Here is a 25,083-nt window from a genome sequence, read left to right as displayed (position 1 = left end):
CATGCGTTGTGTGCACGGTAAGCTACCTCGGTATGGGACACGGAGTCGAGGGACGCGACCGACCCGTGACGCGTTTGGACGCCGACGCCGCTGCGCACGTCGCCAACACCCTCCAGGCGCTGGCCACACCGAGCCGCCTGCTCATCCTGACCGAGCTACGTCAGGGCCCGCTGCCGGTGACCGAACTCGCCGACGCGGTCGGCATGGAACAGTCCGCGGTCTCCCACCAACTCCGCCTGCTGCGCAACCTCGGCCTCGTCACCGGCACCCGCTCCGGCCGCAGCATCATCTACAGCCTCTACGACAACCACGTCGCCCAACTCCTCGACGAGGCCGTCTACCACAGCGAACACCTCCGCCTCGGCCTGTCGGACCGGCCGGAGACCGCGGGGTAGCCGCGGTCGCGCCCGGCCGTCGCACCGCGCCCCCTCCGATACCCCGACGGGCGCGAGGCGGGCGCGGTGTTCCGTGATGTCGGTCGGATTCAGTACTTCGTGATGGGATCGCCGGTCCCGGTGGTGATCAACTGGGGCAGGCTCTCGGTGATGTAGAAATTCCAGCCGCCGTAGCACGCCTCGAAGCACTCCGATTCCCCGGCGCTGAGGCCCACATGGGTGAAGTGGAGGGTGGTGCCCTCCGGGGTGGCGGTGAGGTCGAAGACGACGTCGGTGCCGGTCCATTCGTCCTGGTCGTCGATGAAGGTGAGCACCGAGTCCACGACGTGCCAGACCACGCGTTCGCCGGGCACGGCCTCGGTGATGCGGAATCGGCAGTAGCGGATGCCGGTCTTGTCCCGAACGGTCTCGCCCGCGTACGCGCTGTCGTCGGTGAAGATGAATTCGTCGTGCCGCGCGACGGTGTCGCCGATAATGTTCTCGTTCCACCAGCCGCGCACGTCGGTGACGGCCGCGTAGACCTCGGCGGGGGTCCGGTCGACGGTCATGGTGGCGGTCAGGTGCTGGGTGTTCGACGTTTGCTGGGTGTTCGACATTGTCGTTCCTCTCCATCGGGTGGTTTCGCCCCACCGACGAAGGCCGATGCGCGGGATCGACATTGCCGCGAACTTTTTTCTCGAGAATCTTCCCCGATGGCCGCGACGCTGGTCAGAGCCCGCGCAATCGGTCGGTGAGGTAGCGACGCTCGGCATCGGTCGGGGCCAGCCGCAGGGCTTCCTCGTAGGCAGCGGCCGCCGCATCGGCCCGGCCGTCGCGGCGCAGCAGATCGGCCCGGGTCGCGGGCAGCAGGTAGTAGCCGTCCAGGCGTCCGGATGCGGCGAGTTCATCGACCAGCGCGAGACCGGCCGGGATGCTATCGGACATGGCCACCGCCACCGCGCGGTTGAGATCGACAACGGGTGAGGGAGCCAGTCGTGCCAGCTCGCCGTAGAGCAGCGCGATCTGCGCCCAGTCCGTGGCCGCGGCATCGGGCGCGGTGGCATGGCAGGCGGCGATCGCGGCCTGCACCTGATACGGCCCGGGTCGCCGCCGGGCCAGCGCCTCGTCCAGGATGGCCACACCCTCCGCGATCAGCGCACGATCCCACCGCGACCGGTCCTGATCCTCCAGCGTGACGAGCATGCCGTCGGCGGTGCGTTGTTCCCGGCGCGCCTCGTGCAGCAGCATCAGCGCCAGCAGACCGCGCGCCTCGGGTTCGGCGGGCAGCAGGCGAGCCAGCATCCGGGCGAGATGGATCCCCTCGGCCGTCAGCCCGCGCCGTCCGTCGGCGTCGCCGTAGCCCTGGTTGAAGATCAGGTAGAGCACCGCCAGCACCGCGGGCAGTCGGTGCGGCAGCAGTTCCGCGGGTGGCACCCGATACGGGATCCCGGCCTCGACGATCTTGCGTTTGGCGCGCACCAGGCGCTGCGCCATGGTGGATTCGGCGGTCAGGAACGCGCGCGCGATCTCGGCCGTGCTCAGACCCGCCAGCGTCCGCAGGGTGAGCGCGACCCGGGCCGGAAACGGCAGCGCCGGATGACAACACGTGAAGATCAGCCGCAGCCGTTCGTCCGGAATGGCCGCCGTGGACGGCTCGACCGGGTCCCGGATCAGCACGGCGAGCTGGCGCAGCTTCCTGTTCGCGGCCGTATCGCGGCGCAGCCGGTCGGTCGCACGGTTGCGCGCCGTCGTGGTGAGCCAGGCACCCGGGCGCTGCGGAACGCCGTCCCGCTCCCACGTCACCAGCGCCGCCGCGAAAGCGTCCTGCGCGCAGTCCTCGGCCAGCTCCCAATCTCCCGTCGCCCCGATCAGGGTCGCGACCACCTGCCCCCACTCGTCCCGATACGCCGCCGACACGGCGTCCCGAATCTCCTGCGGCGCGGTCATTCCCACACTGGCCGGACTTCGACGCACCCCCGGCTCGCATACGGGTGCCGCGCCGCGATCTCGATCGCCTCGTCCAGGTCCGCGCACTCGATGATGTCGATACCGCCGATGAAGTCCTTGGTCTCCGCGAACGGCCCATCGGACACCAGCGTCTCCCCGTCCCGCACGCGCACCGTCGTCGCATCGGCCACCGGCCGCAACCGCGCCCCGCCCAACGTACCGCCGCGCCGCTCCACCTCCGCCGAATACTCCGCGAACGCCGGATTCGCCGCGATCTCCGCCATACTCGGCACGATCGTCTCGTCGTCGCAGATCAGCAACACGTACTTCATGCCCCCAATATGCCGGATGGACCCATGGCGATCCACCGCCCCGCCATCCGACCCGTCGCGTTCCCCGGACCGGATCACCGATCCCGCCCGACCGGTAGCCATCCGGTCTGTACGGCGGGGTCAGTGCGGGATGACTCGGATCAACCAGGCCGCCGAGATGACTGTCGACACCCCGCCGATGCGCGTGGAGATCTGCGCGAACGGCATCAGGTTCATACGCTGCGACGCGGACAGGATCGCCACGTCGCCGGTGCCGCCGAGCCCGCTGTGGCACACGGTGACCAGCGCCGCGTCGATCGGGTACATCGCGATGACGCGCCCGACCACGAATCCCGTCGCCGCCATGGTCAGCACGACGGCCGCGCAGGCGAGCACATAGCCCGGTGACAGCACACCCATGACGCTGGCCAACGGCAGGTACAGCATGCCGAGACCGACCATGGTCGGGTAGATGAAGTGGCGCGAGATGATGCTGTAGACGGCGCGCGCGTCGGTCTCCGCCACCGCGGGGAACACGCCGAACAGCTTGCACAGCACCGACAGAACGATCACCAGTACCGGCGCGGGCAGGTGCACCACGTGCTCGAGCAGTGTGGCGAATACGAACAGGCCCGTAATGGTGAGTACGCCGAACGCGTAGTTCGGTTCGCGGTCGCTCACTTCCGGTGGCCGGGTCACCAATGCCGCGTCCGGAGACTTCACCAGCTGCCCACCGCCGTCCAGGGCTGGTCGGCGATCACCGAGCCGGCGCAGCGCGCCCGCGGTGATGATGGCGATGATATTCCCGATGATCGCGGCCGGAATCAGTTCGGCCACATAGCTTCCCGGCTCGCCACCGAGCGCGGACGCGTACGCCGACGACAGTGGGATGACGCCTTCACCGATCCCGCCGCCGATGATCGGCACCACGATGTAGAACAGCGCACGGTGGAAGTCGTAGCCGAAGGCCATCGCCGTCCCGAGTCCGGCGGCGACCGCGACCGCGGTACCGGCGATCAGCGGCGGGAAGATCCGCACCAGTCCACCGACCATCAACTGTCGGCTCATTCCCAGGATGCTGCCGACCACCAGGGTGCTGATCACGAAGTACAGCCAGTTGGCGTGCTTCATCAGCACCGTCACCGCGTCGAGGGTGTTCTGTTCGAAAGCGCCCAGGTAGACCAGAATCGACGGTCCCATCAGGCAGACCAGCGCTCCCCCACCGATTCTCGAAATGACCGGCAGACGATTGCCGAGCGGTCCGAGCAGCGTGCCGAGGCCGACGATCACCGCCAGTCCGCCGATCATGTTCTCCGGCACCGCGTCGAAGGCGCCCGCGACGACTACGACGGTGGTCAACGCCACCGGAACGAGCAGCGGCACCCCGTCCAGGCGCGGCAGACCGCGCCGCAATGTCCGGCCGGTCCTGTCCGTCAGACTCATGTCAACCCGCCGTACGTTCCAGTTGCGCGCAGATCGCCTTGCCCAGCGATTCGGTGGTGCCGGTGCCACCCAGATCCGGTGTCAGGGCGTTACGGCCCTGCGCCAGCACGGATTCCACCGCGGCCAGTACCGCGGCCGCGGCGGCGTGTTCGCCGAAGTGGTCGAGCATCATCGCGCCGCTCCAGATCTGGCCGATCGGGTTGGCGATGCCCTGCCCGGCGATATCGGGCGCGGAACCGTGCACCGGTTCGAATAGGCTGGGAAAACGGTTCTCCGGGTTGATGTTTCCGCTCGGAGCGATACCGATGGTGCCCGTACAGGCCGGGCCCAGATCGGAGAGGATGTCGCCGAACAGGTTGCTCGCCACCACGACGTCGAACCAGTCCGGATGCAGTACGAAATTCGCGGTGAGGATGTCGATGTGGAACTTGTCGACCGTGACGTCCGGGAATTCGGCGGCGACGGCCGTGACGCGTTCGTCCCAGTAGGGCATGGAGATGGAGATGCCGTTGCTCTTGGTCGCCGAGGTCAGATGCCTTCCCGGTCTGCGCTGGGCGAGTTCGAAGGCATAGCGCAGGATGCGGTCGACACCGGTGCGGGTCATCACCGTCTCCTGGACGACGGTTTCGCGGTCGGTGCCCTCGAAGATGCGGCCGCCGATGCTGGAGTACTCGCCCTCGGTGTTCTCGCGCACCACGTAGAAGTCGATCTCTCCCGGCGCGCGCCCGGCCAGCGGGCTGGTGACGCCCGGCAGCAGGCGCACCGGACGCAGGCTCACGTATTGGTCGAAGTGCCGACGGAATTGCAGCAGACTGCCCCACAGCGAAATATGGTCGGGCACCACCTCCGGCCATCCGACCGCGCCGAAGAAGATGGCGTCGAATCGCCGGAGTTCGTCGAACCAGCCGTCGGGCAGCATTTTCCCGGTTGCCGTGTAATAGTCCGCATTCGCGTAGTCGAAGTGCTCGAACTCGATCCTGAAATCGAACTCACCGGCCGCGGCGTGCAGTACTCGAATTCCCTCCGGAACGACTTCCTTGCCGATGCCGTCCCCGGGAATCGCAGCGACACGATACGTCTCACCCATCGTGGTGAATCTCCTTGATACCGCCCACTTTCGACTATCTGTGGGATGGGTCACAACGGTAGGCTTCGGTCGCTCGGCAAAGAAAGCGCTGACCGCGCAAAAGACTCTTTCCGAAACGGAAACAAGGGAGGCCCGGTGCGCGGCGGACTCAGTGACGACATCCTGTTCTTCGACATCCTCGCCCGCTGCCGCAGCCTCACCGAGGCCGCGCGCGAGTTCGGTGTCTCGGTGTCCGCGGTGAGCAAACGCCTGGCCCAGATCGAGGCTCGGCTCGGCGTCGCACTCATCCAGCGGACCACCCGCCGACTGACGCTCACCCCCGAGGGCCGCCGCTACGCCGCCGGTGCCGCGGCGATCGCGGCGCAGTTGGAGGAACTCGAGGATTCACTCACCGCACAGCACGACGAATTGCACGGACGTGTGCACATTCGCTCGACCATCGGGCTCGGCCGGGCGCACATCGCCGCGCTGGTCGCGGAATTCGTCGCCATCCATCCCGGAATACAGGTCGATCTGGAGCTTTCCTCGGTGCCACTCAATATCGCCGGCACCGGGTTCGATATCGACATTCACGTAGGCGCCCTACATGATTCCCGGCTCACCGCGACCCGCCTGTGCCGCAATCGCCGCATCGTGTGCGCCGCGCCGGAGTACCTGCGCCGACACGGCGCGCCTGCCGACCTGCCCGAACTCGAGCGCCACAATTGCATGGTCCTGAAGGAGAACGACAGCGACTATGCGCTCTGGCGATTCGAGCCGGAGGGGAAAGAAGCCGCGATCCGCGTCGCGGGCAATCTCGTCAGCAATGACGGCGATGTCATCACCCGCTGGTGCCTCGAGGGTCACGGCCTGATCATGCGCTCACTCTGGCACGTGGCCCTGCTACTGCGCGAGGGCACGCTGATCCAGGTGCTGGCCGATATCCCGACCCCCAGTGCCGATATCTACGCCGTCTTCGCCGCACCACCCGCCCTCCCCCGCCGCACCCGAGCCGTGATCGACCATCTGAAGCACGGTCTGAAGGAACGCATCACGTTCCCGTAGCCTGTCGCGCCGATTCCCGTCAGGGCCGGACGTTCTCGTTGCCGGTCCACCCGAGCCCCTCAGTGCCGGGCCGCGCGAAACGGCACGTGGACGGGTCGCAGTCACTGTGCAGCGCAACCACCGCCTGCTCCCCATAGGGCCGGACGGTCGACGGATCCAGCGCGCAGTCCGCCAGTTCGAGATTGCGCGGTGCCTCATACGTGAAACCCACTGCCGCTCACCTACGCCCGTGCTTACCGGCGACACGATGCCTGCCGTGCTCGACCGGCATCAGCACCCGATTACGGCGCAATCGCCCACACCGGACCAGAATCGCCCGCGCCGCCGCCTTCGCGGCGCACACGGTGACCGGGTGCTCCCGATGTAGCGCCCACACCACCACGGCCTCCCGCTCGGTCCAACGGTCCTTACCTGGTGCGGCGCAGTCCTCGAACGATGCGCCCTTGGCTACCAACATGATCGGCCTTCTGGTCGAGGGAATGTGGAGCCCCCGATGACCGGTACTGCCCGAACCGGAATCGAATCCTCCACCGAGAGGGGCACACTCAGCGCGATCCGAGCCGTGGACGAGGTTCCGAAGCCGGTCTGCGGAGTTCCCGGCCACCTGGGGTGAATCCATTCGTACGCTCCCCGAACGCAGTTTGAAAGATTTCATCTTGCCAGTTGCAGAAATTCCTGACGCGATTCCAAACCAACGCGCAGACTTGTTCCAAACTGTGACCACATGAATAGTGAGGCTCAGAAAATGACTGGATCCACGGTCCCGCGCAGGATGCTCGGCCGCCAATTGAAAAGGCTGCGGGAGCAGTCCGGCGTATCACCTTCAGCAGCAGCCAAGGCGATCGAGGTATCCACGCAGACCCTATGGCGCATGGAATCCGGTCAGCCGGGCCCGAAGCTCAAGGAGTTGTACGTCGGCGTCCTCTGCCGGATGTACGGAGCGAACAGCGAAGAGACGCAAGCCCTGACCGGGTTGGTGGCGGAGGCGAAGAAGCCGGGTTGGTGGCACTCGTACAGCGATGCCATTCCGGCGCACTTCGACCTGTTCATCGGCTTGGAGGAAGCAGCCAAGCGCTTGACCACCTTTCAGCTCACGCTCGTACCCGGGCTGCTTCAGACTCCCGAGTACCGGCGCGCCGTGGCCTGGGTCGAACTCCCGAATCATCCGACGCCCGAGGTCGATCGACTCGTAGAGGTTCACGAGCGGCGCCGAGCGAGGCTTCGAGACAACGGCGACCGGTTGAGCCTGGACGTCCTGCTCGCCGAATCGGCCTTGCATCACGAGGTAGGCGGTGCGGCGGTAATGGCGGGGCAGCTTCGGCATCTCGCGGAGATCGGCACGTTGACCAACGTTTCGGTGCGCGTGATCCCCCAATCCGTCGGAAGCCACATCGGGCTGATCACCGGATCGTTTGTGATGCTGGAGTTTCCGCCGCATCCGACATCCCGCCTGACCGAGCCGCCGGTCGCGTACGTTCAGGGTTACACCGGGGCGCTGTACCTGGACCAGCACACCGAGATCGGAAAGTATCGCGACGCCCTCGTGCGGCTGGGACATGTAGCGTTGGATCGAGAAAGGTCCAGGAGCCTGTTACTGGAGATGGTAAGGGAATATGAGCAGCGTGAACGTTGACCTGTCCGGCGCAGCGTGGTTCAAGAGCACACGATCCGCGACCCAGGACACCTGCGTCGAGGCTGCGCACCTGAGCGCGGGGCACGTCGGGGTCCGCGACAGCAAGAACCCCGCCGGACCCGCGCTGATCTTCACCCCCGGCGCATGGGACGCCTTCGTATCCCGCGTCAAGAATGGCGAATTCGACCGCCCCTGACCGGACGACTCCAGCCCCCGGACCCGCGAGAGTCCGGGGGCCTTTGTTTGCGACCACAACTCATCGACCATCCCGTATCGACCGGTCCGTATGTCGCTCGAATTATGCTGTGGCACAACATAATACGTAGTCCATGTTCGCGCGAATCGACAGATGCCGACCGTTCCGGCGGCCTATACTCATCCGTGGAACATCGATGATTCATCTTGTCGGAGAGCAACTTTCGGCCCACTCCCCCACCATTCCCGGGCCACCCTCCGCCGCCGTATCGGCGCACCAGAACTCGGGGACACCTCCCGGGAAACACAGATAGGAGATCATCATGCCCGACATCGACCTGGGCCTGGCGACCGACTGGGACGAAGGTGACACGCACGGCCGAATTCGGTTGCGGCAGAACCAGCAGTACCCGAGCTCACCGAAGAAGGACGTACTCATCAGCTCCCCGGTGAGCATCGAACTCTCGGTGAACACCAATTACAGCACTTCGCAGGAGGCGGACAAGATCTTCTTCACCACCCACCACGGCCACCAGAAGCGCATCATCGCGATCCTGGATTCAGACGGCAATCTCTCCATCGCCGGTCACATCCGAGAAGGCATCCAGGATCTGAAGTACACCTGACGTCGACGGTGCCACACACCGGCGTTGCGATGAGCTCTCCGGCCCGATCGGGGAACTCATCGGTCGGAGCCGCGCTCAGTGCCGGTCCACGGCTCCGACCACGCGCCGGAACAGCGTCTGCACCGCGGCGGTGACGTCGACATCCGGATGATGGTGGCACGGACCGACATACGCATGGGTCAGGAAGTCGGCGGTGAGTTCGGGGTCGGCGACATCGAACTCACCGGCGGCGGTGCCGTCGCGCAGCAGCGTCACCAGCAGCTCACGGGCGGCATACATCGGCTCCTCCCCACCCGCCGCGCCCAGTTCGTGGAACAGCAGATGATAGAGCTCGTGGTCGTCGCGTTCGACGGCCAACCAGTCGGCCACCAACCCGTCCAGTCGCGCGGTCCAGCTCAGCCCGGATTGCTCCAGGCGCGCCGCCGGTTCGGCGAGCATGCGCTCCCACATGCGTGACTGCAAAGCGGCGAGCAGTTCCTGCTTGGACGCGAAGTACAGATAGATGGTCCCCTTGGCGACCCCGGCGCGGGCGGCGGCCTTGCTCATCGTCAGCGCGTCGTACCCATCCGCGAGCAGCAGTTCGGCGGTCGCATCGAGGATCTGACGGCGACGCACATCCGGCGGCTGAAAGCGGCCGGTAGGCGTGGACCTCTCGGTGGGCACGAACTCTCTCCTCGGATCGACTGGCGTTCGGTCAGTGGCCGCTCCCCAGAATGTCATGCGCGGCGCGGGCGACGAGCACCAGCGCCGCTTCCCGAGGGACCGGCGATTCGTCGCCGCGATGCCGGTGCGCGGGAACGAGCACCCGCTCGAGCCGCTCGACACGCAGCCCTGCCGCCACGATCCCCTCGTCCAGCGCGGCAGCGGTGACCAACTCGCCCGGGCCCGCCCAGGTGGTGCGCTCCCCATCCCATTCGGCGAGGACGAGCGTGCCGCCCGGCGCGAGTGCCGCGGCGATGGTCGCATAGGTGGCGGCCTGCGCGGCCGCACCGACCGGTAGCGCGTACGAGCTGAGCACCAGGTCGTAGCGAATCTCGGGACGCCAGGTGACACTGTCGCCCAGGACGAGTTCCAGTTCCAGCCCGCGCGCACACGCGCTCGCGCGGGCGCTCGCCAAGGCTCGGGGCGCGATATCAACGCCGGTGACCCGCCATCCCCGCCGAACCAGTTCCAAGGCATTCCCACCCGCGCCGCAGCCCAGGTCGAGCGCGGTGCCGGGAGTCAGGGTGGCGGTATGGGCGAGCAGTGGCGTGTCCGGGGGGCATGGTGTCGCTGCCGTCGCCGCGATACACGGCATTCCAATCGAAATCGGCCATGTGATGAGCGTCTGACATGGGGTTTTCCTCAATGCTTGATATGACTGACCTTCAGTCATTAGTATGACCGTTGGTCAGTCGATTGTCGAGCCATTCGGAGGTACAACCCGTGAACATCACCCACTACGACACCGTGATCGTCGGCGGCGGCCCCGCCGGACTCACCGCGGCCATGGCCCTCACCCGCTACCGCCGCCGCACCCTGGTCGTCGAATCCCCCGAACCGCCGCGCAACGCCGCCTCGCACGGCATCCACGGACTGATCGGACTCGACGGCATCAGCCCGGCCCAACTGCGCGCCCGCACCTGGGCCGAACTCGACGCCTACGGTCTGGCCACCCGCGCCGACACCACCGCCGACGACATCACCCGCGACGAGGGCGGTTTCACCGTCACCCTCGGAGACGGCGGACGAGCGCGAGCCGCGACCGTACTGCTGGCGACCGGCATGGTCGACATCCATCCCGATATCGACGGGCTCGCCGCCTGCTGGGGCCGTACCGTCATCCACTGCCCCTTCTGCGTCGGCGAGGAGAACGCCGACCGCACCTGGGCGGTAATGGCCGGCGATCCGGACTTCGCGGCCATGATCCCGACCGCCTTCCGCGCCTGGACCTCCGATGTCGTGGTCATCGCCCCGCCAGAGCTGGAACGGGCCGACGAGATCCGCTCGCGCCTGCGCGAGCAGGGCAGCGACCTGATCCAGGGCGAGATCGCCCGCTTCGCACACCGCGACGGCGACCTGTCGGCGATCGAATTCACCGACGGCCGCGCACTCGCCCGGCAGACCCTGCTCTGGCACCTGCCGCAGCGACAGGTGCCATTGATCACCCGACTCAGCGAAACTCTCGGTCTGACACTGGATTCCGACGGCCTCGTCACCGTCGACCGCAGCCAGCGCACCTCGATCGACGGCCTGTACGCCGCCGGGGACCTCACCACGCTGTACCAGGGAGCGATGAACTCCGCCGGTGCGGGCGCGGCCGCCGCGGACGCCATCCACTTCGCCGACTTCTGATCGCCCATCCGCGCCCGAGCGGCACCGCACCCGTTCGCAGTGCCGCCGGAACCCGCACCCGGAGGTTCCCGTGCCCAGCCTCGCCACCGCCTTCCCCGACTACATCCAGCGCATCGGCGACCGCACCCCGCTCTACACCGCCGTCGCCGACCACACCGGCGCGCGGCGAGTCCTCTACCCCGGCAGCTACCTCGACATAGCACCGTCCTACGTGTGGCCCTCGGTCACCTATCTGGACTCGAATGCCCGGGCGCGCAAAGCATTCGCCGACCCCGACCGCCCCGGGTCGCTGGTACGCGCCCACCGCCGCTACCCCGCCGAACCCGACATCGAGTTCATTCCCGGGGACTACACCCGCACCCTCGCCGAATTACCCGGCGCACACTGGGATCTAGCCCTGTCCCTCTACGCCGGCCCCATCTCCGAGTACGTCGCCCACTGCCTGCGCCCCGGCGGCTGGCTGCTGGCCAACAACAGCCACGCCGACGCCGGCCTCGCCCACCTGAACCCGAACTTCGAACTCACCGCCGCCCTCCACCGCAACGGCAGCCGATACCGCCTCGTCACCGACGATCTCGACCAGTACTTCCAGCCCACCCGAACACCCCACCCCACCCGCACCCAACTCCGCACCGACGGACGCGGCGTCCGCTACACCCACCCGGCCGACGCCTACCTGTTCCGCAGGATGTCGCGGCCGTCCGACTGACCCGATCCGCCGCCGACGGGCTCCGCGATCCACAGCGTCACCATCGGCCCCGACGACGCATCGCGCGCTGCCGGCCACAGGATGCGAGCCTCCGCTTGCTCGGCTGTGAGCCCAGCGTCCGTCTGGCTGCCACGCTGAGCCGGACGAACCCTCGCTGAAGCTCATCGCCATCAGACTGGACGCGGTCCGAGGCCCCAGGCGATCTGTCACCGGGGCACGAAGCGTACGGCCGGCACGGCGGTGGCACAGTGGAACGGGTCCGGACCGAGCGAGGAGGATCAGACATGAGTGGTCGTACCCCGAGCCAGTGGGAGGAACTCATCGCGGCAGACCCGGCGCATTCGACGTGGTACGTGGAGCGCTTTCGGGCGCTGGCGGCCAAGGGCACCGATATCGTCGGTGAGGCGCGCATGGTCGATGCGATGCTCGAGCGTGGCAGTCGAGTCCTGGATGCGGGCTGCGGTCCGGGCCGGGTGGGCGGTTACCTGCATCGGGCCGGTCACACGGTGGTCGGGGTCGATATCGATCCGGTGTTGATCGCCGCGGCCGAACAGGACCATCCCGGCCCGACATGGATGGTCGGCGATCTCGCCGAACTGGACCTTCCGGCACGCGGCATCACCGCGGAGTTCGATGTCATCGTGTGCGCGGGCAACGTCATGACATTCCTGGCGCCATCCACCCGCACAGCGGTACTGACCGGATTCGCACGCCACCTCGCACCCACCGGCCGCGTGGTCGTAGGGTTCGGCGCGAATCGCGGTTACGAGATCGAGCAGTTCCTGGCCGACGCGGCACAGGCCGGCCTCCGCTGCGACCTACGCCTTGCCACCTGGGATCTGCGACCGTTCACCGACGAATCCGATTTTCTGGTGGCGGTGTTCTCACGATAACGAGGTACCGGTTGCGCGGTGTCGATGTCCGTCGCTGGCGCGAACCGCCGGGCGAGCGGCCGACCGTAGCGGGTCGGTACTGTCGCGTCCGATGACGTATACGGCCGCCGCCGCGGCCAGCAGTGAATAGCAGCTGGAGTAGAAGGGTACGGCGATGGCCGCCCACCAGGTCGGTATGTCGTCGCGAGGGAGCATGAACAGGCCGATGCCGATGGGGTGGGGTGCGTCCTGGAGTGGGGGACGGTCGGGGTAGTTCCACCACCAGCAGAAGCTGACGAGGAACACGATCGCCGCCGGGAACAGGCGGTAGCGTCCGGTGCTGGTGCGGGCGTGGTGGACGGCGAGGACGAACAGGGGGACGAACCAGATCCAGTGGTGGCCCCAGGAGAACGGGGAGGCGCAGGCCGAGGCCATTCCGGCGATGGTGACCGACAACAGCGTGTGGCCGCGGCGGTAGGCCAGCGACGCGGCGTGGAGACCGAGAAGGACCAGTGGTGTGGCGACGGCGAGCCACATCCACGTGGGTGGTACGTACACCGTCGAGGCGGGGCCGTGGACGGCGAAGCGGTCGGCGTCGAAGAAGCGCAGCAACTGGGCGAGGAGTCCATAAACCGATTGGTTGGCCGGTGAGTCGACCGGGCCGACCCGGGCGGGTGCGGTGAACTGCCGTGTCCAGTAGGTGGTGGAGTCGGTGGGCCGGATCAGGAACCCGATACCGATCGTCGCGGCGAAGGTGGCCGTGGCGGTCCAGAAGGCGCGCCACTGCCGGGTCCAGACAAGATAGACGAGGAAGAACGCGGGCGTGAGTTTGATGCCCGCGGCGATCCCGACCCCCACGCCGCGTGACAGGCTGGCGCGGGGTCGGGTCAGGTCCCACACCACCAGCAGCACCAAGAACACATTGATCTGCCCGAGCCAGATCGTCGATCGCACCGGCTCGAACGCGGTGCACACCACCGCCAGTGCGGTCGCGAACACCCAGGTGCGTGCGGTGTCGCGGTAGCGAAGGGCGCGCAGGCAGACCACGACGAGCGCGATCAGGGCGGCCATGATCGCCAGCCACCACAGCGTCTTGGCTACGACCGGTGTGGTCAGGGTGAACACCACGAACAGCAGTGCGGCGAACGGCGTGTAGGTGAACTCCATCTCGAAGAAGACCGGAGCGTCGTACAGGCTGGCCCCGTATCGGATCGCCGCACCGCCCGCGGTGTAGACGTATTGGTCGACGTCGTTGTCGAACAGCCCGTAGTAGGGGGCGCCGATCGGAATGGCGTACAGGTGCCATGCGACCGTGGCCAGCGCCGCGACGACCGCCACCACGACGGCACCGGTCGAGACCTGGTGGTATGCCTTCCCGGGATCGGTCGTCACCGGGGTTCGCCGTCTGTCGCACGTGCTCGTTGCCATCGTTGATCTGTGCCCTCACGTCGAGTGACATCCCTGCCATCAGGTCGCGCCGCGTGTGGCCTGCCACCCGCTCCCCTGACGCCCGGCCACGGCCGTCGGTCCGCGCCGGAACCTACCCCGGGCCGCCGGTATCCCGCCGTGACGATAGCCGATTCGTTGCCGATGTTGCGTGTACACGTCCGCCACTCGGCTCCACATTGCGGCGTACTCGCGCGAGGCGCTGGTCACAGGCGTGTTCTGCAACCCGAGTGCCTAGGTGCCACCATGCATGGTGCGGCGACGGCATCGAGGTGGCTACGCCGGAATCCGTCCAGGCCGGGAGTCAGATCGGCTCGGGAGCATGGTGGTTGCGACGGGCGTACACGGATGCGCAGCTGACCACCGATTTCGACCGAGAGCCGCATCGGGGTTACCTTGCGGCATCGAAATCGTCTCGGTGACAACGACTTTCAGGTAGAAGTCCTGTTGTCCGACATCGTATCGCGGTATCGCGCCGACGGACCCGCCGTCATGGCACGACGGTGCCGCCTCAGCGCTCGCCACCTTCGCGACCAGTCCGATCCTGCTCCGCTCCACCCACACCGACTCGCCGACTGCGTAGGCGTTGGAAGCTGCCGACAACCTGGCCGTAAAACGCGAATGGTCGGAGGCGGGAACCGCCTCCGACCTGGTCGGGCTGACAGGATTTGAACCTGCGACCACTTGACCCCCAGTCAAGTGCGCTACCAAGCTGCGCCACAGCCCGTTGCACCCGCTTGCGGGTGCTCGACGAGATTACCTCACTACCCCCCTCGGGAACCAAATCGCGAGAACAGGCCGGGTTGCGGGGGGCGGTGGACCGGGGGTCGGGCGGGCGGGAAGAAGCTGGGCTTCTTCCCGACAACCGCTGCCTGTGGGGTCAGGAGCTCGGGCCGCTGTGGCTGTGCTGGCCGCCGCGCTGTTTGGCCTCAGTGGGCTGGGCTTGGGCGCCCTTGCGGCCGGCCTCGTGCGGATCGGCGGAGTTCTCGCTGCCGAAGCTGCCGGTGCTGGCCTGGCCACCCTTGCGGGCCTGCTCCTCGGTGTCCGAGCGGTTCCCGAACTGGCCGGGATTCTTCGGATTCGCCATGACGGAACCTTTCCGTGCGTCGGTTCTACTTCGAGGTGGGCCGCGATGCGACCCTGTCGACGCACTACCCGGCGAGCCCCGGAATAACCCGCCGTGTACCGAACTTCCGACGCACACGCCAGCGGCCTGCGGCGATGGGCGAAAATCATTCCGCCGCAACGTCCAGCGCGCCCGCGAGGGTCCGCCACGCCGGTTCCAGCTGAGCCGCGAAATCCGGCCAGGCGTGCAGACCGGCCGGTGCGTAGTGGACGGTGGCGGGAATCCCCAATTGCGCCAGGCGCTGTGCGAACCGTTCGGTGCAACTGCGCGCCCCGGCCTCCAGAGCCACACCGCCGCCGGCTTTGCCGAGGGCGTCGGCGATATCGGGGGCCTGGGCGAGGGCGATGAGGTTCGCGGGGCCGGGCATACCGCTGGCGACCGACAGGTGGATGGTGGTTCCACGCAACTGCTCGGCGCCGAGCAGACTGTCGTGCGCCAACCAGTCCGGTGAGGTCGGTGGACCCCAGAGGTTGTCCACATTGCCGCCGCGGGAGCCCACCGTGATGCGGGTGATGGCGCGGCCGAGTTCGTCGGCGGTGGAGTAGCAGCCGCTCATTCCGGCCACGGCCCGATACTGGCCGGGGTGGCGTTGGGCGATCATCACCGCGCCCTGTGCGCCCATGGAGACGCCCGCGATGGCGCGGTGACCGTTGCCGCCGAGATAGTCCTCGACGATGGGCGGCAGCTCCTCGGTCAGGAAGGTCTCCCAGCGGTTGAGTCCGAGCTTCGCGTCGTAGTGGTGCCAGTCGGTGTACATGCTGCCCATGCCGCCGCTGGTGAGCACCACGTCGACCGGCTTGTCGGCGAAGAACTCCCGCGCGCCGCCCTGGGTGATCCAGTCGGAGGTGGCCTCGGCCTCCACGCCGTCGAGCAGGTACAGGGTGGGCCGGGGCGCGTTCCCCGCACCGCGCAGCACATCCACCGGCACCACGCGGCGCATGGATTCGGAGACGATATGCAGTCGCTCCCAACGGTTTCCGCGCACCTCGGTGTCCACCAGCTCGGTGCGCAGCACGGTGGGATCGGCGACCTCCACCGGGTCCGGCCACACCATCGGCGCCGCGATCACCGGGGCGACCGCCAGGGCCGTCGCCACCATCGCCGTGCCGATACTCGCGCGCACGGCTCAGCCCACCGCCGCCGCGGCCCGGGCCAGCGCCCGGTCGCGCTGTTCCTCGAAGCGGCGGGCCTTCACCTCGAGATCCTCGAGGTAGGCGTGCAGTTCCTCGCGGGCGCGTTCCCCCTCACCCGACAGGTCGGTGCGGTCGAAGACACGCCAGGTGCGCAGCACCGGTCGCAGCACCGAGTCCAGATGCTGGCGCAGATCGTAGATGCCGTTCTTGGCGAGCAGCACCGCGTTGCGCCGGAAACCCGGCTGGGTCAGGCCGGGCATCTGGAATCGGGTCACCACGTCGGTGATGGCGCGCAACATCTGATCGGGCGTGAGATCCAATGCGGCGGAGCCGATGCGGCGGTAGAAGATCATGTGCAGGTTCTCGTCGGTGGCGATACGGGACAGCATGCGCTCGGCGACCGGTTCGGCGCAAGCGATTCCGGTATTGCGATGACTGATACGGGTCGCCAATTCCTGCAATGTCACGTATGCGACACCGCTGAGGAACTGTGAAATCTGTTCGGGACTGGATATTCCGGTGGTCATATGCGCCATGCGCGCGCTCTCCAAGGCGACCGGATCGACAGCCCGGGTGACCACCAGATAGTCGCGCATGACGATGGCGTGCCGATTCTCCTCGGCGGTCCACCGGCCCACCCAGGTACCCCACGCGCCGTCCATCCCGAGGGTGTCCGTGATCTCCCGGTGATAGGACGGAAGATTGTCCTCGGTGAGCAGATTCGTCACCATGGCGGCACGGGCCACCTCGGACAGCGAGGATTGTTCCGGCTCCCAGTCGATTCCGCCCATGGCCGCGAAATTGCGGCCCTCGTCCCAGGGTACGTAGTCGTGTGGATTCCAGTTCTCGGCATGCCGCAGATGTTCGTTCAGATGCCGCTCGGCCACGGGCTCCAATTCCAGCAGGATTTCACGATCGGTCAGTGCGGTGAACAACACGTACTCCTCAGGCGGTGGCGATATTTCGATTCGTCAGCAGGTTCCGGTGGCCGTTTCCCCGCGGAAGCGGGCGTCGATCCAGGTCAGCACGTGCGGCAGCCCGAGCACGGCGGCGGTCAGATGGTCGGGGACCGGCACGGTCAGCGATTGCACCGTCACGCCCGCCGCACACCACCGTCGCACGGTGTTGTCAATCGCGTCCACCGGCACCAGTCCGTCGATGGGCGAATGCCATTCGAAGATCGGCATATTCGGTGTGCCGTCGTAGAGTTCGAGACTGTTCTCCTCCACCACGGCACGCGCCTCGCGGTCGTCGATCATGGAGGTGCTGGCGGCGAAGTCGAGTGCACCGCGCCCAGCGCCTGCTGCGAGCAGGTCGTTGGTGCAACTATTGGCGATCTGCTGCCGTACCAGCATGCCGCGATCGTTGAATTGGGAGCTGATCGGGAAGCGGCGCGGATATTCGCGTTCCAGCCCGAGCCCGGCCGCCAAGGCGAGGCCGAAGACCGGGTGCGCGCCGAGACCGAGGCTTTCCAGCATCTTCACCAGATTCATGGGCACCCCGCCCGCGGCGGCGCCGTCGATCCGCAATTCGGGCGCATAGGTTTTCGCCAGTGCCGCCGCCCAGGCCGTGGCCATGCCGCCACCGGAGTAGCCCGCCATCACCACCGGACTGCCGGAGAGCCGGAACTGCTCCACCCGCTGGACCGCCCGAATGCCGTCCAACGTGATCAAACCGCCCAGTTTCGCCGCGCCGTAGGCGAAGTTCGGCCCGAGATGGTCGGGCATGGCGATACTCCACCCCCGGCGCAGCGCGAAGTTGTAGGCCGGGGCCTCGCGCACCATGAGATTCGGGTCGTCGGTGTAGAGCACCCGCGAGACCGAGCACTGCGCGCCGAGGCCGTTGATGATGTGCTGATACGACAGCAGTGGACCGTCGATGTCGCGGTGGTGTGGAGTCAGCACCGTGGTGACCGCGGCGATGGGATCGCCGGCGGAATTCGTGGAACGGAACTTCACCAGGTTGATATCGGTATCCGGAAAGATCGGCAACGCCGGCATAGGTCGTATGTCCAGCACATCGCCGGGTGCGTACTCGGCGATATCCGCGGGTTGTGCGTAGAACGGATCCGGATCGGGGGCGGGGTAAATCGGCCGGGCCTGCGCCGCCGGTGCGAGTACCGCCACCAGCAATCCGGCCGCGAGCGCCACGGCCGTGCGAGACCAGATCCGAACCCTTCCTTTGCGTGCGTGCCGAAGCATATCCCGACTGCCCTTCGTCCACCCGCGAACCATGTCGGGAGAGGCTATTCAGTCGAGCGGCCGAAAGCAGCAGTCGATCGGAATCTCCTGATATCTCACAAGTTTCGGGCAGTACCGATGGTGATCGGGCCGTGATGTGTCCAGCCCGGGCGTTCTCGCCGAAATCCGCGCGGACACCGTTGTGAAGTGTCACAGTGGCGGTGTGCCGGGCACCGGCAATCCGACAGATCAGCCCGAAACCTACCGCCGACACCGGAGGCATGGTTAGTGTTATCCAGCCGCACAGGTAGTTTGGCGCGGAAGGAGTCAGCCATGCCCGTCGACAGCACCGAAAGGCCGGGTCTCACCTTTTCCGGGAGACCGATGTCCTCGCCGCTCAAGGACGTCTGGGCGCTGTCCCGGCAGATGGTGGGCCACTTCGTCGAGAACGTGGCACCCTGCGGAACCCTGCCCGGGGACGCCATCTACGGCGATGTCACCACCATTACCCGCACCTGCCTGGAAATCGCCGTCAGCATGCTGGACGGTCGCGATATTCCCGCCAAAACCGAGCGGCTGCACGAGGCCGCCGCACAGTGGGCGCGTGAGGGCGTACCCATCGACACCATCCACCACGCCATCCACGAGGGATTCAAGATCGGATTCGATCTGGTGGTCTCCGCCGCCACCGCACGCTATCGCGGTGACGACGAATTGCGGTTGTCCCCGGGCGATTACGACAACCTCATCGACGGGGCCAAGCTGGTGGTGGAGATGCTGGATCGGATGACCTCCACCGTCTCGCTGGCGTACGTGCGCGAATTGCGTTCCGTCGTCAGCGAACACCACACCGCCGTGCACACCCTGACCTCGGCGCTGCTCGGCGGCCATCCCACCTCCACCATGGCGCGCGAGTGCGGTATCGAGATCGCCGATTCGTATTCGGTATTGGCGCTGACGATCCCACCGCATCCCGAGGAATCCGATCCCACCCTGGACGGCAAGGTGGTGGCGCGTCGCAAGCTGCGCCGGGTACAGGCCGAACTCGCCACGCGCTGCGCGGATGCCGCACTGTCGCTGCTCAGCGTCGACGGCGGCACCATCCTCATCCCGGTGACGGCCAAGCGGCCCGAGGAGCTGGACGACCTGGTCACCGATCTCTCGCGCGCCGCGCGCGTGCCGATCACGGCCACCACGGTCAGTGCGACGCCGCCGGAGATTCCCACCGCCGCCGAACAGGCGCACGACCTGCTCGATATGGTGCACCGCCTGCACTGCGTGCGCGGCCTGTACCGCTTCGACGACCTGGCGCTGGAATACCAGCTCACCCGGCCGGGTCCCGGTCGCGAGTATCTCGGCTCGCTGCTCGATCGACTGGACGAACACCCGGAACTGCTGGAAACCCTGCAACGGCATATCGCCAACAACCTCAACCGGCAGCGCACGGCGCGCGTGCTGCATGTGCACACCAATACGGTGGACTACCGGCTCAAGCGCATCGCCCAGCTGACCGGATTCGACCCGACCCAGGCATCGGGCCTGTGGTACCTGCGTTCGGCCCTGGTGGCCCGGAGTTACCGCACCACAGCCTGACTCGCTCGGGAGCTCCCGGGGCAATCCGGGTGCTACCCGTCACTGTGTAACCGCCGCTGTGCGGCAGGCCACTAGAAAGCGCTAGGGCACAGCGCTTTTGCCGCCAACCTTCACTGTGTTGTTACAGCTGTGCACGGTGCCGAAACGTCGGTCGGCGACCGTGGTCAACATGAAGCGAACCGATGTCCTGGCCTGTGAGGTATGCGGACGTCTGCCGCATCCGCACCGCACCCGCCTGGCGCTGGCCAAGCTGGCGGCGGTGTTCCCGGTGGAGCTGGCGCTGCACGCCCTCGTCGTTCACTACCATCTGCCGTATCTCGCAACGGTTCTGGTGCTGACCGTCACCACCACCATCCTGGTCATCTGGGTGGTCGAACCCTCGGCCATGCGCATGCTCGGCTCCTGGCTGCACGGCCCGGAGCTGCGGCACCGCGACCATGTGCGCCGCGCCGACTATCTGTGGCGGATCCGCGTCCGCATCGACGACTCCCCCGGCCGCCTCGAATCGCTGGCCAAACATCTGGCCAACCGCCGCGCCAACATCCTCACCGTGCACGTGCACCATCTGGAGAACGGCGTCCTGGACGAGTTGGTGGTGTCCACTCCCGCCGATGTCACCACCCACACCCTGGAGACGGCCGTGATGCGCGCGGGCGGCACGGTGGTCGGCATCTGGCCCGCACCGGCTCTCGCACTCGTCGACGGCCAGACCAAGGCGCTCACCCTGGCCACCCGGCTCGCCGCCGATCCCGACGAACTCCCGCTGGTGATCGCCGAACTGCTCGGCGCGCAGTACGTCACGAGCACATCCGTATCCCGCACCCCCGGCGTCACCCTGGAGATCGACACCCACCCGGAGCTGCCCATGACCTTCGTCCGCGCCGGCGAGCCGTTCACCCCGGCGGAGATCGCCCGCGCCCACCGCCTCACCGACCTCGCGTTACTGGTCACCCACCAGCGCTGATACCGCCAACCATTGACTGATACTGCGCGTAACACTTAACGTGGGGGTGTGGTGCCGCAGGCACCCGTCGGAAAGGAGGACAACGGTGTCCACAATCACCGATGCGCAGTCGGACCCGGTGGCGGATCAGGCCGCCGAATACGCGCGCACACTCTTGCTGCTGTCGGAGGGGTCGGTGGACCGGCACTTCGATCCGTTCCACGATATCGATTGGGACAACCCCGATTTCGATCCCGACACCGGTCCCGAACGCTGGACGCTGCCCGCGATCGGCGATCTGCTCGGCGCGCACCCCTGGTATCGGGCGCTGCCGCTGGAGCGGCGCATCGCCATCGGCAAATACCGTCAGGCCAATGTCGCCAAGGTCGGCTTGCAGTTCGAATCGCTGCTGATCAGCGGCATGGTGCAGCACACCTTCTCGCTGCCCAACGGCTCCCCGGAATTCCGGTACTGCTCCCACGAGATGATCGAGGAGCACAATCACACCCTCATGTTCCAGGAGATGGTGAACCGCATCGGCATCGACGTTCCCGGCATGGGGCCGCTGGTGCGGCAGGTGCGCCATATCGTGGTGCCGATGGCGGTGTTCTTCCCGAACCTGTTCTTCATGGCGGTGCTGGCCGGTGAGGAACCGATCGACCACATCCAGAAGCAGGTGCTGCGGTCCGGGCAGGAGGTGCACCCGATCATACGCGGCGTCATGGCCATTCACGTGGCCGAGGAGGCGCGCCACATCTCCTTCGCCCACGAGTTCCTGGAACACCATGTGCCGGAAGCCAATCCGGTGAACAAGTTCGTCTTGTCGCTGGCCATGCCGATCGTCATGCGGATCGCCGGGCGGGCGATCGTCACACCGCCGCGCGCCTTCTTCGACGAGTTCGACATTCCCGACCGCGTGCGCAAGGAGCTGTTCTACGGATCGCCGGAGGCCAAGCAGACCTTCGCCGACTACTTCGTGGACGTGCGGGCGCTGGCCAAGCGCATCGGACTGATGAACCCGGTGGCCAAGCGGGTGTGGAAACTCCTCGATATCGACGGCCCCACCAGCCGCTACCGGTCCGAACCGCTGCGCGCGGGCGTGAGCAAGGTCGCCTGACTCACCGGCAGGTCGCCGCGAAGGCGGACAGTTCGACCCTCGGATGGTCGGCGGCGAGGCAGCTCACCGCCGCACCGTCCAGGGTGCCGGTGCCGAATTCCATGGCGACACTGCCGATCACACCCGTGTTGCGGGAGTCGATGAGCTTACCCCGCACCCCGGAGACCGAGGTGCGGTCGATGCTCCCGCGCATCACGTCGGTGTCGCCGACATTGACGATCGCCAGCCCGTTGGCCGCCGCGCCGGTGACCGTCGTGTCCCGGATGTCGAAGGTGAGCCGCGCCGTCGCGGGTTCCGGGCCGGTGGGCGTATAGCTGATGAGCCCGATGCCGTCGGCGCTGCAATCGCCGAAGCGCGAGTCGGCGACCTCGAGGTGGGTGCTGCCGGTGCGGCCGAAATTCGTCGTCACCAGGCAGCTGCCGAGGTTGGCCGGAATCACCGGATTGAGCACCGCCGCCGGGAAGGTGGAGTGGAAGGCGCTGACATTGTTCAGGGTCAGCGACTGCCGCGCCCCCTCGGTGCTGAGGTTGTAGCTCTCGATGATGTCGCCGCGCACATGCTCGAAGGTGCTGTTGCTGACCGTCACCCGGCTCTGCGGGGTGCCGTTGGTGGTGACGTACTCCAGACCGTTGGCGGAGAAATTGCCGTGACCGTCCCGGAACTCGTTGCGGTCCACCGTGACATCCATGACGGCTCGGCCCATGGGGTTGATGAACAGCCCTTCGCTGTCGGCCAGGTGATTGAGCGGCGACGACAGCGGGGCGACGCCGATCTGCTGGTTGCCCACCAGGTCGGCGGTCAGGCGCGCGGTGTCACCGGCCTGGAGCCCGAGGGCGAGGACCGACAGTTTGGCCAGTCCGAGGTTGATATCCCGGATGGCGTTGTCGCGCAACCGGGCGTCGACCACGCTGGTGCCGTGTGCGCGGATATCGATACCGTCGCCACAGGCGGTGTCGTGCACGATATTTCCTTCGATCCGGATGGTGCCGGTCGCCGCGGAGAAGTCGGCCATGATGGCCGCCCAGCCGTTGTTGAGGATGATGAACTCCGGCAGCGGATCCGCCGCCACGCCCACCGCGATGCCGGGCGGCAGGGTGAACGGCCCGATCATGAAGCCGTCGGCGCACCGCCGGTTGGTTCCGGTGACCCGATTACCGCTGATCACGGCGTCCGCGGCATCGTGCCCGTAGATGCCGCCGCGTTGTGCGCCGTCGATGACCAGATTGCGGACCTGGACTCCCGGGGCCAGCCGCACCGCGTCTCCGTCGTTGTCACCGGTGGTATTGGTGAGCCGTGGCAGTTCGGCCCCGTCGGGCGCACCGATGACCTCCGCTCCCCCGCCCACGAGCCGCTGCCCGGGTTTGAGCGCGATGCCGCCGTCCAGGGCCGCGGCCGCGGGCTGGATCACGATGGTGTCGCCCGCGCGGGAGGCCGCTGCGGCCCGGGCCAGGCTCTCGAAGGGTGCGCCCGCCTCCCCCGACCCGCCGGGCGCGGCACCCGCGCGCACATACCAGGTCATCGAATCCGGTTGTGCCTGAGCGATTCCCGTCGCAGCCGCGACACAGGCGAGCAGGGCGACCAGCGGAGCCGCCATGCGGGCGGTGCTGCGGCGGGTGTGTTCGTTGCTGATCATGACACTCCGGATTCGGCACAGGAATTGCCCATACCCTGCCAGTTCGGTTCGAAAACCGTCCATCCGGCAATCTGCCAGGATTTCTCCGCCGCCGTTGTGCACTCGACAGTAATCCGATCGTTCTACCTCGCCGCCCGAACGCCTTCTGCTACACCGGAGGACACCGATGCGAGAGTGGTTGTGCGTATGAAGATCTCCACAATATCCAGCGTCCTCACCGGAATTCTCCTCGCCCTGTGCACCGCCTCGCCGTACGCCGCGGCCGACTCCGGTTCGGCGGGCCCGGCCGTATTCACCGTATCCACCACGGCGGACGCACCGGCGGCGAATCCCTTCGACGGGCAGTGCCGCACGGACGCAGGGGAATGCACGCTGCGGGCCGCCGTCCAGGCCGCGAATGTGCGGCCGGGCAGCACCATTCACATTCCGGAGGGCCGCTATGTGCTGACCGTGCCGCCGAATCCGTGGAATGTCAACGGCCCGTTCATCGATCCGACCACCGGCGATCTCGATATCACCGCCGACACCACCCTGGTCGGCGCGGGCCGCGACCGCACCGTCATCGATGCCGCGCACATCGACCGGGTCATGCTCACCACCGCCACCGTGTCGATCAGCGATCTGACCGTCACCGGGGGCAGCGCCGCCCAGCACGAGATACCGTTCTTCGAAACCGGCGGCGGCGGTATCGCCAACTCCGGCAGGCTGCGCCTGGACCGGGTGCTCGTCACCGGCAATGCCGCCGACTACGGCGGCGGCATCTTCAATATCCCGGTGGCCGATATGCGGATGACCGACAGCATTGTCACCGGCAATTCCGCGGGCGAGGCGGGCGGCGTCCGCTGCGACAACACCTGCGTCTTCACCCGCTCGGCCATTACCGACAATCATGTCGTCAATCCGCATCGCAGCTGGTATCGCATCGGCGGATTCGCCGGGCGCGGCGGCGGTCTCGATATTCGCGGGGTCGGTGAGGTGGTACTCATCGACACCACGGTGACCGGTAATACCGCGTCCGACGGAGGCGGGGGGATCAATATCGCCCCCGCCTATCTCGACACGCTGCCCTACCAATTCACCGATGCGGTGAATCCCGGAATGGGCAGGCTCATCCTGCGCGGTTCGACCATTGCGTACAACACCGCGGGTATGGGTGAGCAGAATTGCAAGAAGGTCTTCGCCGTCATCATCTCCACGGGTGCCAATCGCAGCAATGACGACTCCTGCGATCTCACCGCGGCGGGCGACGAGGTCCATCCCTGACGAGAACGGAGGGAATCCGCCATGGGTTCGTTCAATGTCGGCGACTGGATGACCGCACTGGGCCAGGGTTTCAC

General features: G+C 67.0%; 27 protein-coding genes and 1 tRNA gene. 12 read left to right on the top strand and 16 right to left on the bottom strand.

Annotation, left to right across the window (positions count from 1 at the left end):
• Positions 1–32: 32 nt before the first annotated feature.
• Positions 33–395: an ArsR/SmtB family transcription factor gene (locus tag FOH10_RS10435; RefSeq protein WP_029932191.1), complete on the top strand. Its 363-nt coding sequence runs from the start codon at positions 33–35 to the stop codon at positions 393–395.
• 89 nt (positions 396–484) lie between these two features.
• Here FOH10_RS10435 and FOH10_RS10430 read toward each other — a convergent pair whose 3' ends face one another.
• The 5 genes from FOH10_RS10430 to FOH10_RS10410 all read right to left on the bottom strand — a co-directional run bounded on the left by FOH10_RS10430 (position 485) and on the right by FOH10_RS10410 (position 5,162).
• A complete protein-coding gene (locus tag FOH10_RS10430; protein ID WP_143980554.1) occupies positions 485–991 on the bottom strand; it encodes an SRPBCC family protein in 507 nt (168 codons plus the stop codon).
• Positions 992–1,103: 112 nt separating this feature from the next.
• The gene (locus FOH10_RS10425) at positions 1,104–2,321 is read right to left on the bottom strand and encodes an RNA polymerase sigma factor (protein WP_143980553.1); all 1,218 of its coding nucleotides are present in this window, start codon (positions 2,319–2,321) and stop codon (positions 1,104–1,106) included.
• Positions 2,318–2,653 (bottom strand): YciI family protein, encoded by a 336-nt coding sequence (locus tag FOH10_RS10420; RefSeq protein ID WP_143980552.1) that lies wholly within the window; start codon positions 2,651–2,653, stop codon positions 2,318–2,320. Before FOH10_RS10420 ends, FOH10_RS10425 begins: the two co-directional genes overlap by 4 nt.
• A gap of 120 nt (positions 2,654–2,773) precedes the next feature.
• Positions 2,774–4,075, bottom strand: coding sequence for a 2-hydroxycarboxylate transporter family protein (locus FOH10_RS10415; RefSeq protein ID WP_143980551.1), 1,302 nt, complete (start codon positions 4,073–4,075; stop codon positions 2,774–2,776).
• A gap of 1 nt (position 4,076) precedes the next feature.
• Positions 4,077–5,162: a tartrate dehydrogenase gene (locus tag FOH10_RS10410; protein WP_143980550.1), complete on the bottom strand. Its 1,086-nt coding sequence runs from the start codon at positions 5,160–5,162 to the stop codon at positions 4,077–4,079.
• A 135-nt stretch (positions 5,163–5,297) separates the two neighbouring features.
• Here FOH10_RS10410 and FOH10_RS10405 point away from each other — a divergent pair, with 135 nt between their 5' ends.
• Entirely contained in the window at positions 5,298–6,206 is a 909-nt protein-coding gene (locus FOH10_RS10405) for a LysR family transcriptional regulator (RefSeq protein ID WP_244961855.1), read from the top strand.
• A 19-nt stretch (positions 6,207–6,225) separates the two neighbouring features.
• On the opposite strand, the gene FOH10_RS10400 is transcribed toward FOH10_RS10405, so the two are convergent.
• A complete protein-coding gene (locus FOH10_RS10400) occupies positions 6,226–6,417 on the bottom strand; it encodes a hypothetical protein (protein WP_143980548.1) in 192 nt (63 codons plus the stop codon).
• 6 nt (positions 6,418–6,423) lie between these two features.
• Entirely contained in the window at positions 6,424–6,663 is a 240-nt protein-coding gene (locus tag FOH10_RS10395) for a hypothetical protein (protein ID WP_143980547.1), read from the bottom strand.
• Positions 6,664–6,930: 267 nt separating this feature from the next.
• Here FOH10_RS10395 and FOH10_RS10390 point away from each other — a divergent pair, with 267 nt between their 5' ends.
• From FOH10_RS10390 to FOH10_RS10380, 3 genes are all read left to right on the top strand, one after another.
• A complete protein-coding gene (locus FOH10_RS10390) occupies positions 6,931–7,839 on the top strand; it encodes a helix-turn-helix domain-containing protein (RefSeq protein WP_244961854.1) in 909 nt (302 codons plus the stop codon).
• Entirely contained in the window at positions 7,829–8,035 is a 207-nt protein-coding gene (locus FOH10_RS10385; protein WP_143983990.1) for a DUF397 domain-containing protein, read from the top strand. The genes FOH10_RS10390 and FOH10_RS10385 overlap by 11 nt, the downstream gene beginning before the upstream one ends.
• 322 nt (positions 8,036–8,357) lie before the next feature.
• Entirely contained in the window at positions 8,358–8,660 is a 303-nt protein-coding gene (locus FOH10_RS10380; RefSeq protein ID WP_143980546.1) for a DUF6342 family protein, read from the top strand.
• Positions 8,661–8,735: 75 nt separating this feature from the next.
• On the opposite strand, the gene FOH10_RS10375 is transcribed toward FOH10_RS10380, so the two are convergent.
• Both FOH10_RS10375 and FOH10_RS10370 read right to left on the bottom strand, forming a co-directional pair.
• The gene (locus FOH10_RS10375) at positions 8,736–9,323 is read right to left on the bottom strand and encodes a TetR/AcrR family transcriptional regulator (protein WP_244961853.1); all 588 of its coding nucleotides are present in this window, start codon (positions 9,321–9,323) and stop codon (positions 8,736–8,738) included.
• A 31-nt stretch (positions 9,324–9,354) separates the two neighbouring features.
• Complete coding sequence (locus tag FOH10_RS10370; RefSeq protein WP_221937951.1) at positions 9,355–9,957, bottom strand: class I SAM-dependent methyltransferase; 603 nt, start codon at positions 9,955–9,957, stop codon at positions 9,355–9,357.
• A 128-nt stretch (positions 9,958–10,085) separates the two neighbouring features.
• On the opposite strand from FOH10_RS10370, the gene FOH10_RS10365 reads away from it, so the two are divergent.
• The 3 genes from FOH10_RS10365 to FOH10_RS10355 all read left to right on the top strand — a co-directional run bounded on the left by FOH10_RS10365 (position 10,086) and on the right by FOH10_RS10355 (position 12,596).
• On the top strand, positions 10,086–10,994 hold the full coding sequence (locus FOH10_RS10365; RefSeq protein ID WP_186000785.1) for an NAD(P)/FAD-dependent oxidoreductase: 909 nt from the start codon (positions 10,086–10,088) through the stop codon (positions 10,992–10,994).
• 70 nt (positions 10,995–11,064) lie between these two features.
• Complete coding sequence (locus tag FOH10_RS10360) at positions 11,065–11,703, top strand: hypothetical protein (RefSeq protein WP_143980542.1); 639 nt, start codon at positions 11,065–11,067, stop codon at positions 11,701–11,703.
• A gap of 284 nt (positions 11,704–11,987) precedes the next feature.
• Positions 11,988–12,596, top strand: coding sequence for a class I SAM-dependent methyltransferase (locus FOH10_RS10355; RefSeq protein WP_143980541.1), 609 nt, complete (start codon positions 11,988–11,990; stop codon positions 12,594–12,596).
• Here the strand turns inward: FOH10_RS10355 and FOH10_RS10350 are convergent.
• The 6 genes from FOH10_RS10350 to FOH10_RS10325 all read right to left on the bottom strand — a co-directional run bounded on the left by FOH10_RS10350 (position 12,588) and on the right by FOH10_RS10325 (position 18,481).
• Positions 12,588–13,967 (bottom strand): glycosyltransferase 87 family protein, encoded by a 1,380-nt coding sequence (locus FOH10_RS10350; protein WP_186000784.1) that lies wholly within the window; start codon positions 13,965–13,967, stop codon positions 12,588–12,590. The genes FOH10_RS10355 and FOH10_RS10350 overlap by 9 nt on opposite strands.
• A 704-nt stretch (positions 13,968–14,671) precedes the next feature.
• Positions 14,672–14,748 (bottom strand) — tRNA-Pro (locus FOH10_RS10345).
• A 153-nt stretch (positions 14,749–14,901) separates the two neighbouring features.
• A complete protein-coding gene (locus tag FOH10_RS10340) occupies positions 14,902–15,108 on the bottom strand; it encodes a hypothetical protein (protein ID WP_143980539.1) in 207 nt (68 codons plus the stop codon).
• Between the two features lie 145 nt (positions 15,109–15,253).
• Complete coding sequence (locus tag FOH10_RS10335) at positions 15,254–16,270, bottom strand: alpha/beta hydrolase (protein ID WP_244961852.1); 1,017 nt, start codon at positions 16,268–16,270, stop codon at positions 15,254–15,256.
• Between the two features lie 3 nt (positions 16,271–16,273).
• A complete protein-coding gene (locus FOH10_RS10330; protein WP_143983988.1) occupies positions 16,274–17,215 on the bottom strand; it encodes an acyl-ACP desaturase in 942 nt (313 codons plus the stop codon).
• Positions 17,216–17,251: 36 nt separating this feature from the next.
• The gene (locus FOH10_RS10325) at positions 17,252–18,481 is read right to left on the bottom strand and encodes a lipase family protein (protein ID WP_143980538.1); all 1,230 of its coding nucleotides are present in this window, start codon (positions 18,479–18,481) and stop codon (positions 17,252–17,254) included.
• A gap of 312 nt (positions 18,482–18,793) precedes the next feature.
• Between FOH10_RS10325 and FOH10_RS10320 the strand changes: the two genes are divergently transcribed.
• From FOH10_RS10320 to FOH10_RS10310, 3 genes are all read left to right on the top strand, one after another.
• Positions 18,794–20,053: a PucR family transcriptional regulator gene (locus FOH10_RS10320; RefSeq protein WP_143980537.1), complete on the top strand. Its 1,260-nt coding sequence runs from the start codon at positions 18,794–18,796 to the stop codon at positions 20,051–20,053.
• 169 nt (positions 20,054–20,222) lie between these two features.
• Positions 20,223–21,017: an ACT domain-containing protein gene (locus FOH10_RS10315; protein ID WP_143980536.1), complete on the top strand. Its 795-nt coding sequence runs from the start codon at positions 20,223–20,225 to the stop codon at positions 21,015–21,017.
• Between the two features lie 85 nt (positions 21,018–21,102).
• Positions 21,103–22,113 (top strand): AurF N-oxygenase family protein, encoded by a 1,011-nt coding sequence (locus FOH10_RS10310; RefSeq protein WP_143980535.1) that lies wholly within the window; start codon positions 21,103–21,105, stop codon positions 22,111–22,113.
• A 1-nt stretch (position 22,114) separates the two neighbouring features.
• Here the strand turns inward: FOH10_RS10310 and FOH10_RS34765 are convergent, their stop codons facing one another.
• A complete protein-coding gene (locus FOH10_RS34765; RefSeq protein ID WP_186000783.1) occupies positions 22,115–23,746 on the bottom strand; it encodes a VOC family protein in 1,632 nt (543 codons plus the stop codon).
• 186 nt (positions 23,747–23,932) lie between these two features.
• Between FOH10_RS34765 and FOH10_RS34760 the strand changes: the two genes are divergently transcribed.
• A complete protein-coding gene (locus FOH10_RS34760; protein ID WP_186000782.1) occupies positions 23,933–25,009 on the top strand; it encodes a CSLREA domain-containing protein in 1,077 nt (358 codons plus the stop codon).
• The last annotated feature ends 74 nt before the right edge of the window (positions 25,010–25,083 follow it).

The sequence above is a fragment of the Nocardia otitidiscaviarum genome (genome assembly GCF_007362295.1).
In the GTDB taxonomy this organism is placed as follows: Bacteria; Actinomycetota; Actinomycetes; order Mycobacteriales; family Mycobacteriaceae; genus Nocardia; species Nocardia otitidiscaviarum.
This window is presented reverse-complemented; position numbering and strand designations above follow the sequence as displayed.

Excerpts from the sequence above, each read along its gene's own strand:
- FOH10_RS10425 (WP_143980553.1), bottom strand. The coding sequence starts at position 2,321 with ATGACCGCGCCGCAGGAGATTCGGGACGCCGTGTCGGCGGCGTATCGG.
- FOH10_RS10325 (WP_143980538.1), bottom strand. The coding sequence starts at position 18,481 with ATGCTTCGGCACGCACGCAAAGGAAGGGTTCGGATCTGGTCTCGCACG.
- FOH10_RS10355 (WP_143980541.1), top strand. The coding sequence starts at position 11,988 with ATGAGTGGTCGTACCCCGAGCCAGTGGGAGGAACTCATCGCGGCAGAC.
- FOH10_RS10390 (WP_244961854.1), top strand. The coding sequence starts at position 6,931 with ATGAATAGTGAGGCTCAGAAAATGACTGGATCCACGGTCCCGCGCAGG.
- FOH10_RS10340 (WP_143980539.1), bottom strand. The coding sequence starts at position 15,108 with ATGGCGAATCCGAAGAATCCCGGCCAGTTCGGGAACCGCTCGGACACC.
- FOH10_RS10435 (WP_029932191.1), top strand. The coding sequence starts at position 33 with ATGGGACACGGAGTCGAGGGACGCGACCGACCCGTGACGCGTTTGGAC.
- FOH10_RS34765 (WP_186000783.1), bottom strand. The coding sequence starts at position 23,746 with ATGATCAGCAACGAACACACCCGCCGCAGCACCGCCCGCATGGCGGCT.
- FOH10_RS10320 (WP_143980537.1), top strand. The coding sequence starts at position 18,794 with ATGCCCGTCGACAGCACCGAAAGGCCGGGTCTCACCTTTTCCGGGAGA.
- FOH10_RS10430 (WP_143980554.1), bottom strand. The coding sequence starts at position 991 with ATGTCGAACACCCAGCAAACGTCGAACACCCAGCACCTGACCGCCACC.
- FOH10_RS34760 (WP_186000782.1), top strand. The coding sequence starts at position 23,933 with ATGAAGATCTCCACAATATCCAGCGTCCTCACCGGAATTCTCCTCGCC.
- FOH10_RS10370 (WP_221937951.1), bottom strand. The coding sequence starts at position 9,957 with ATGCCGTGTATCGCGGCGACGGCAGCGACACCATGCCCCCCGGACACG.
- FOH10_RS10395 (WP_143980547.1), bottom strand. The coding sequence starts at position 6,663 with ATGTTGGTAGCCAAGGGCGCATCGTTCGAGGACTGCGCCGCACCAGGT.
- FOH10_RS10410 (WP_143980550.1), bottom strand. The coding sequence starts at position 5,162 with ATGGGTGAGACGTATCGTGTCGCTGCGATTCCCGGGGACGGCATCGGC.
- FOH10_RS10315 (WP_143980536.1), top strand. The coding sequence starts at position 20,223 with ATGAAGCGAACCGATGTCCTGGCCTGTGAGGTATGCGGACGTCTGCCG.
- FOH10_RS10380 (WP_143980546.1), top strand. The coding sequence starts at position 8,358 with ATGCCCGACATCGACCTGGGCCTGGCGACCGACTGGGACGAAGGTGAC.
- FOH10_RS10420 (WP_143980552.1), bottom strand. The coding sequence starts at position 2,653 with ATGAAGTACGTGTTGCTGATCTGCGACGACGAGACGATCGTGCCGAGT.
- FOH10_RS10415 (WP_143980551.1), bottom strand. The coding sequence starts at position 4,075 with ATGAGTCTGACGGACAGGACCGGCCGGACATTGCGGCGCGGTCTGCCG.